The sequence below is a fragment of the Kitasatospora sp. NPDC054795 genome, from assembly GCF_053611565.1.
This window is the reverse complement of record NZ_JBSHAP010000230.1, coordinates 1-7,283: the sequence shown is the minus strand read 5'-3', so window position 1 is coordinate 7,283 and position 7,283 is coordinate 1. Positions and strand designations below refer to the sequence as shown.

Genomic DNA, 7,283 nt, shown 5'->3' with positions numbered 1-7,283 from the left:
GTCCCCACGAACGGCTTCCAGGGAGTCGGCGTGGGCACCGGCAGCGACCCGGCCGCCCTCGTCGAGCTGACCGTCACCGGCTGACCACCACCACCCGCATCCGCCCTTCACGTTGGGAAGAACACCTCATGCTTCGCACCTCCTCGTCCCGCAACCTGCGGGCGGGTGTGCTGGTCGCGGCCGTGGCCGCCGGCACACTGACCACGTTCGCCCCGGCCCAGGCCGTGGTCGGTGACACGGCCGCCGACGGTACCTACGCCGCCACCGCCCGGCTCGTCGTCGGTGACCACCTGCGCGGCTGCACCGGCACGCTGGTGGACCGCTACTGGGTGCTGACCGCCGCGTCGTGCTTCTCCGACGACCCGGCGCAGCCGCAGGCCCTGGCGGCCGGCGCGCCTAAGTGGACCAGCACCGTGACGGTCGGCGCGAAGTCGGCCCAGGTGGCCGAGTTGGTGCCGCGTACGGACCGTGACCTGGTGATGGCCCGCCTCACCACGCCCGTGGACGGTGTCGCTCCGCTGCCGCTGGCGACCTCCGCGCCGACGGCCGGGCAGTCGCTGCGTGTTCCCGGTTTCGGCCGGACCAAGGACGAGTGGGTGCCGGGCAAGCTCCACTCGGGTGTCTTCAGCCTCGACTCCGTGGCCGCGACGGGCATCGGCACCACCGGTACCGGTGGCGCGGCGGTCTGCAAGGGCGACACCGGCGCCCCTGCCATCCGCGAGGTCAACGGCAAGGCCGAGCTGGTGGCCGTGGCCTCCCGCTCCTGGCAGGGCGGCTGCCTGGGCACCCCGGCCACCGAGACCCGCACCGGCGCGTACAGCTCCCGGGTCGACGACCTCGCCGGCTGGGTGCAGGAAGTGCGTTTCCGTACGACGGAGGTGACGGCCGGCCTGCACGTGCAGGTCATCGGTTCGGACACCAAGCTGTGGGACACCGTGGCCGACTACAAGGCCGGCAGCTGGCTCGGCAAGTGGTCGCCCGTTCCGAGCGGCGCCCTCTCCGCCGTGGACTCGGTGGCGATCGGTGACACCTTGCACGTCTTCGTCGTCGGTTCGGACGGCAAGGTCTACACGCGTGACGGCAAGGTCGGTGGCTACTGGACCCCGTGGGGCGAGGTCCCGGGCGGTGCGGTCGGGGTCAAGGGCGTCACCGCGTCCACCCGCGGCAACACCGTCAGCCTGCAGATCATCGGTGTCGACGGATCCCTGTACAGCACCCAGGCCGACTACACCGCCGGCCGGTGGGTCGGCTCCTGGGAGCAGGTCGGCGTCAACAACCTGAAGGCGATCACCAGCGCCACCACCGCCGACGGCGTCGTCCACGTCTTCGCCATCAACGAGGACGGCCGGGTCTACACCCGCGACAACCGGCCTGACGGCAGCTGGACCCCGTGGGGCGAGATTCCCGGCAACGCGGTCGACGTCAAGGGCATCACGGCGGCTGCCCGCGGCAACATCGTCGACCTGCAGATCATCGGCTCGGACGGCTCCCTCTTCAGCACCAACGGCAACTTCGACGCCGGCCGTTGGGACCCGGCCTGGACCAAGGTCAGCGACAACCACCTGAAGGCGATCAGCAGCAGCGCCGAGGGCAACGTCGTCCACGTCGTCGTCATCAACGAGGACGACAAGGTCTACAACCGCGACGCCGACTACAACGCTGGCCGATGGACCCCGTGGGGCGAGGTCCCCGGCGGCATCACCGGTGTCAAGGCGATCACCGCCGCCACCACCGGCTGACCCGGCCCGCACCATGTCCCGCCGGGCCGGCCGCCACCCGGCCGCCGGTCCGGCGGGACACCCACTTCTCGTACTTCTCAGGGGGGAATTCCTGATGTCCCGCAAGTCCCAGGTCCGCGCCCGTCGGGCGGGTGTGCTGGTCGCGGCCGCCGCCGCCGGCACGCTGAGCAGCTTCACTCCGGCCGGTGCCGTGGTCGGCGACCCGGCCGCCGACGGTTCCTACGCCTCCACCGCGCGGCTGGTGATCGGTGACAACCTGCGCGGCTGCACGGGTGCGCTGGTGGACCGCTACTGGGTGGTCACGGCCGCGTCGTGCTTCTCCGACGATCCGGCGCAGCCGCAGGCCCTGGCGGCCGGCGCGCCGAAGTGGACCACCACCGTGGCGGTGGGCGCGAAGTCGGCCCAGGTGGCCGAGTTGGTGCCGCGTACGGACCGTGACCTGGTGATGGCGCGTCTGGCCACGGCGGTGGACGGTGTCGCTCCGCTGCCGCTGGCGACCACCGCGCCGACGGCCGGGCAGTCGCTGCGCGTTCCCGGTTTCGGCCGGACCAAGGACGAGTGGGTGCCGAACAAGCTCCACACCGGTGTGTTCAGCCTCGACACGGTGAGCCCGACGGGCATCGGCACCACCGGCACCGGTGGCGCCGCGATCTGCAAGGGCGACACCGGTGCCCCCGCCATCCGCGAGGTCAACGGAAAGGCCGAGCTGGTCGCCGTGGCCTCGCGCTCGTGGCAGGGCGGCTGCCTGGGCACCCCAGCCACCGAGACCCGCACCGGCGCGTACAGCTCCCGGGTCGACGACCTCGGCGCCTGGGTCAAGCAGGTGAAGGCCTCCCGTCCGGCCAGTGAGCTGTTCGCGCTCGGCGGGGACAGCAGGATCTGGACCAACGAGGGCGCGTACACCACGAACGTGTGGGGCACCTTCGACGCGGTTCCGGACAGCATCGGCACGCGTCAGGTCAGCGCGGTCACCATGGGCGACACGGTGCGCCTGTTCACGATCGGCGGCGACCAGCGGATCTGGACCGCCGCGAAGAACACCACCACCAACGCCTGGAGCCCGCTCCAGGTCGTGCCGGACAACAGCGGCATGCGGCAGGTGACCGCCGTCGCCATGGGCGACACGGTCCGCCTGTACGCGATCGGCGGCGACCAGCGCATCTACACCGCGACGGGCGACTACACCGCCGGCACCTGGACCGGGTTCGAGCCCCTGCCCAGCAGCGCCATCAAGCAGGTGACCGCCACCGCCGTCGGCAACACCGTGCGCCTGTTCGCCATCGGCGGCGACGGCAAGATCTGGACCACCACCGGCGACTACACCGCCGGGACGTGGACCACCTTCGAGGCCATCGACAGCAGCGCCATCCAGCACATCACCGCCACCACGATCGGCACCACCGTCCGGCTGTTCGCCGTCGGCGGCGACCAGCGGATCTGGACCACCGACAGCACCGCCAACGGCCCCTGGACGACCTTCGACCAGGTACCCGGCGTCCTGGGCGTCAAGCAGGTCGCCGCCGCCACCATCGGCGACACCATCCGGCTGTTCGCCATCGGTCTCGACGACGCGATCTGGACCGCCGACAAGAAGGCCGACGGCAGCTGGACCACCTTCTACAAGGTCGACAGCAGCGCCATCCAGGGCATCGCCGCCACCACCGGCTGACCCGCCCCGCACCCGTTCCCCGCGGGGGCCGTCGGCACGAGACCGACCGTCCCCGCGGGGCTCCGCAGGCCCACTCGAAGGGAAAGTCCGCATGTCCCGCAAGTCCCAGTTCCGCTCCCGGCGGGCGGGTGTGCTGGTCGCCGTCGCGGCGGCCGCCGCCGGCACGCTGACCACCTTCGCCCCGGCCGGCGCCGTCTCCGGCGACGCGGCGTCCGACAACACCTCCGCCACCACCGCGCGGATCGTCATCGGCGACCACCTGCGCGGCTGCACCGGCGCGCTGATCGACCAGTACTGGCTGCTCAGCGCGGCGTCGTGCTTCTCCGACGACCCGGCGCAGCCGCAGACGCTCGCCGACGGCGCACCGAAGTGGAACACCACCGCCACCGTCGGCGCGAAGTCGGCCCAGGTGGTCGAGCTGGCGAAGGCGGAGGGCCGGGACCTGGTGATGGCCCGCCTCGCCACGCCCTTCGACGGCGTCACGCCGCTGGACGTGGGCACCGCCGCGCCGACGGCCGGGCAGTCGCTGCGGGTGTCCGGCTTCGGGCGCACCAAGGCCGAATGGGTCCCGGACAAGGCGCACACCGGGGCGTTCAGCCTCGACACGGTGAGCGCGACCGGCGTCGATATCACGGGGACGGGCGGTGCGGCGGTCTGCAAGGGCGACACCGGTGCCCCCGTGGTCCGCGAGCTCAACGGCAGGGCCGAGCTGGTCGCCGTGGCCTCCCGGTCCTGGCAGGGCGGCTGCCTGGGCGTGCCCGCCGCCGAGACCCGCACCGGCGCGTACGCCACCCGGGTGGACGACCTCGGCATGTGGATCACCAAGGTCCGCCACTCGACCCCCTCGGGGACCGTGGTGAAGGCCTCGCCGTTCACTGTGGTCGACCCCGCCACCGGGCACCGGCTGACCTTCGTCCAGGACGACAGGAACAACCTGTGGTCCGTCGACCCGCTGGCCGAGGGCTGGGTCAACCTGGGCCCCTACGCCGCGACCCGCCCCACCGCGATCGCCGACCCGGCCACCAACCACGTGATGGTGTACGTCAACGGGCCGGACCACAAGCTCTGGTCCTACGACCGCACCACCAAGCACTGGACCGAGTTCGTCCCGACCCCGTCCGGCACGGTGCTGGCCCCTGACGCGGTGCCGCGCACCGTCGTCGACCCGGCCACCAACCACCTGGTCACCTTCGTCCGCGACACCGCCCACCACCTGTGGTCGGTGGACCCGCAGGGCGAGGGCTGGTACGACTACGGCGGCCTGGCCGCCACCGACCCCGTCCCGATCGTCAACCCGAACGACGGCCACATCGTCGTCCACGTCAACGGGCCGGACAACCGGCTGAACTCCATCGACCGCCGCGGCGCCGGCCGGGTCGAGTTCGTCCCGCCGGCCCTGGCCCCCGACGCCGTCCCCTCGACCGTGGTCGACCCGGCCACCGGGCACTTCACCACGTTCGTCCGGGACGCCGCGAACCACCTGTGGTCCGTCGACCCGTTCGGCCCGGGCTGGCGCGACTGGGGCGTGCGGGCCGCCACCGACCCGGTCGCGGTCGCCGACAAGACCGGCAACCGGACCGTGGTGTACGTCAACGGGCCGAACAACCGGCTGAACTCGCTGGACTTCTCCACCGGTACGTGGACCGAGTTCCTCCTCACCCCGTCCGGCACCGCGCTCGCCGCGGACGTCGTCCCGCAGACCGTCGTCGACCCGGCCACCAAGCACCTGGTCACCTACGTGCGGGACGTCAACAACACCCTGTGGTCCGTCGACCCGCAGGGCCCGGGCTGGGTCCGCTTCCACGGCGGCCCCTCCGCACCCTGACCCGCCGCAGACCCGGGACGGCCCGCCCCGTCACCCGCGGGGCGGGCCGTCACGGGTCGGCGCACCGTCGACGGTGAAGCCTCTCCGCACCCCGCGCACCCGCGGAGTGCCGTCCCTCTCGAACGTTCCAGGGAGATCCCTCATGTCCCGCAAGTCCCAGGTCCGCTCCTGGCGGGCCGGCGTGCTGGTCGCGGCCGCTGCCGCCGGCACGCTGAGCACCTTCACCCCGGCCGTCGCCGTGGTCGGCGACCCGGCCGCCGACGGCACCTACGCCTACACCGCGCGCCTGGTGATCGGCGACAACGTGCGCGCCTGCACCGGCGTGCTGGTGGACCGCTACTGGGTGGCCACCGCGGCCTCCTGCTTCTCCGACGACCCGGCGCAGCCGCAGGCCCTCGCGGCGGGCGCGCCCAAGTGGAAGACCACCGCCACCATCGGCCGCACCGACCTGACGACCGGCGCGGGCACGGTGACGGAGGTGGTGGAGCTGGCGCCGCGCCAGGACCGTGACCTGGTCCTCGCCCGGCTGGCCGCGCCGGTCAACGGCGTCGCGCCGCTCGCGATCGCCACCACCGCCCCCAGCGCCGGGGAGACGCTGCGGGTGCCCGGCTACGGCCGGACCAAGGACGAGTGGATCACCAACAAGCTCCACTCCGGCGCGTTCAGCCTCGACACCGTGAGCCCGACGGGCATCGGCACCACCGGTACTGGCGGTGCGGCGGTCTGCAAGGGCGACACCGGCGCCCCGGCGATCCGTCAGGTCAACGGCAGGGCCGAACTGGTCGCCGTCGCCTCCCGTTCCTGGCAGGGAGGCTGCCTGGGCGTCCCGGCCACCGAGACCCGCACCGGCGCGTACTCCTCCCGCGTCGACGACCTCGGCGGGTGGATCGACCAGGTCCGCGGCGGCTGGTGGGACACCGTCACCGCCAATCCGGCGGCCAACAGTTCGGTCTACGACCCGGTCCGGAAGACCTCCACGGTCTTCGCCGTCGACAGCAACCGCCACGTGGTGTTCTCCTCCAGCTCGGACGGTACGACCTGGAGCGGCTGGACGCAGATCGGCGGCAACTGGGCGTTCGCGAGCGTTCCCACCGCGCTGTACAACCCCGCGACCGACGCCGTCGAGCTGTTCGCGATCGACACCGACGGCGTGCTCAAGCAGACCTACTGGCTGCCGAACGGCCAGGGCTGGAGCGAGTGGTACGCCCAGGACTCCAACCGGAGGTTCACCGGCAGTCCCACGGCCGTCTACAACCCGGCGACGAAGACCGCGGACGTCTTCGCCACCCAGACCAACGGCGGTGTCGCGCACTCCTACTACACGCAGGGCATGGCGAAGTGGAGCGGCTGGTACGGCATCTACGAGAACTGGCACTTCGCGAGCAGCCCGAGCGCCGTCTACAACCCGTCCACCGGCGCCATCGAGCTGTTCGCGGTGGGCACCAACGGTGTGCTGTGCCAGACGTACTGGAAGATGGACGGCGCGAACTGGCACGAGTGGTACTACCAGGACGACAACCGTCGGTTCGCCGGCAGCCCCACGTCGGCCTACAACCCGGTCACCAGGACCGTGGAGGTGTTCGCGACGCAGACCAACGGCGGTGTCGCGCACTCCTACTACACGCAGGGCATGGCGAAGTGGAGCGGCTGGTACGACGTCCCCGGCCGGCAGTTCGCGGGCTCGCCGTCCGCGGTCTTCGACCCCGCCACCGGAGGCTTCGAGCTGTTCGCGGTGGGCGGTGACGGCATCCTCTCCCGTACCGAGTGGATCCCCGACGGCAAGCCGTGGCGTGACTGGACCGCCCTGGGTGACTGGAAGTTCACCGCCGGACGGTTCCCGACCGCGACGTTCAACGCCACGGCGGGCGTCATGGACCTCTTCGCCACCGGTCAGGACGGGGTCCTGAACCACGCCTCGTACAAGCCCGGCCCGGGCCGGGTCTGGGGCGGGCTGACGACGGTCCCCGGCAAGACCATGATCACCGGCTGACGCTCGGCGGAACGCCCCGAAGCACTCCGGGCCCGGCTGCTCCCCGATCCGTCGGGGAGC

At 72.2% G+C, this 7,283-nt stretch carries 4 protein-coding genes; all 4 read left to right on the top strand.

From position 1 onward, the window contains the following. Nucleotides 1–128 precede the first annotated feature (128 nt). Complete coding sequence (locus ACWGJO_RS40365) at nt 129–1,739, top strand: trypsin-like serine protease (protein ID WP_452190769.1); 1,611 nt, start codon at nt 129–131, stop codon at nt 1,737–1,739. A 94-nt stretch (nt 1,740–1,833) separates the two neighbouring features. Further along, nucleotides 1,834–3,408 carry a trypsin-like serine protease gene (locus ACWGJO_RS40360; RefSeq protein ID WP_452190767.1) on the top strand — a complete coding sequence of 525 codons (1,575 nt, stop codon included), beginning with the start codon at nt 1,834–1,836 and terminating at the stop codon, nt 3,406–3,408. 91 nt (nt 3,409–3,499) lie between these two features. Continuing rightward, complete coding sequence (locus ACWGJO_RS40355) at nt 3,500–5,233, top strand: trypsin-like serine protease (protein ID WP_452190765.1); 1,734 nt, start codon at nt 3,500–3,502, stop codon at nt 5,231–5,233. A 142-nt stretch (nt 5,234–5,375) separates the two neighbouring features. Continuing rightward, nucleotides 5,376–7,223 (top strand): trypsin-like serine protease, encoded by a 1,848-nt coding sequence (locus tag ACWGJO_RS40350; protein ID WP_452190763.1) that lies wholly within the window; start codon nt 5,376–5,378, stop codon nt 7,221–7,223. Nucleotides 7,224–7,283: the final 60 nt, after the last annotated feature.

Excerpts from the sequence above, each read along its gene's own strand:
- ACWGJO_RS40355 (WP_452190765.1), top strand. The coding sequence starts at position 3,500 with ATGTCCCGCAAGTCCCAGTTCCGCTCCCGGCGGGCGGGTGTGCTGGTC.
- ACWGJO_RS40365 (WP_452190769.1), top strand. The coding sequence starts at position 129 with ATGCTTCGCACCTCCTCGTCCCGCAACCTGCGGGCGGGTGTGCTGGTC.
- ACWGJO_RS40360 (WP_452190767.1), top strand. The coding sequence starts at position 1,834 with ATGTCCCGCAAGTCCCAGGTCCGCGCCCGTCGGGCGGGTGTGCTGGTC.
- ACWGJO_RS40350 (WP_452190763.1), top strand. The coding sequence starts at position 5,376 with ATGTCCCGCAAGTCCCAGGTCCGCTCCTGGCGGGCCGGCGTGCTGGTC.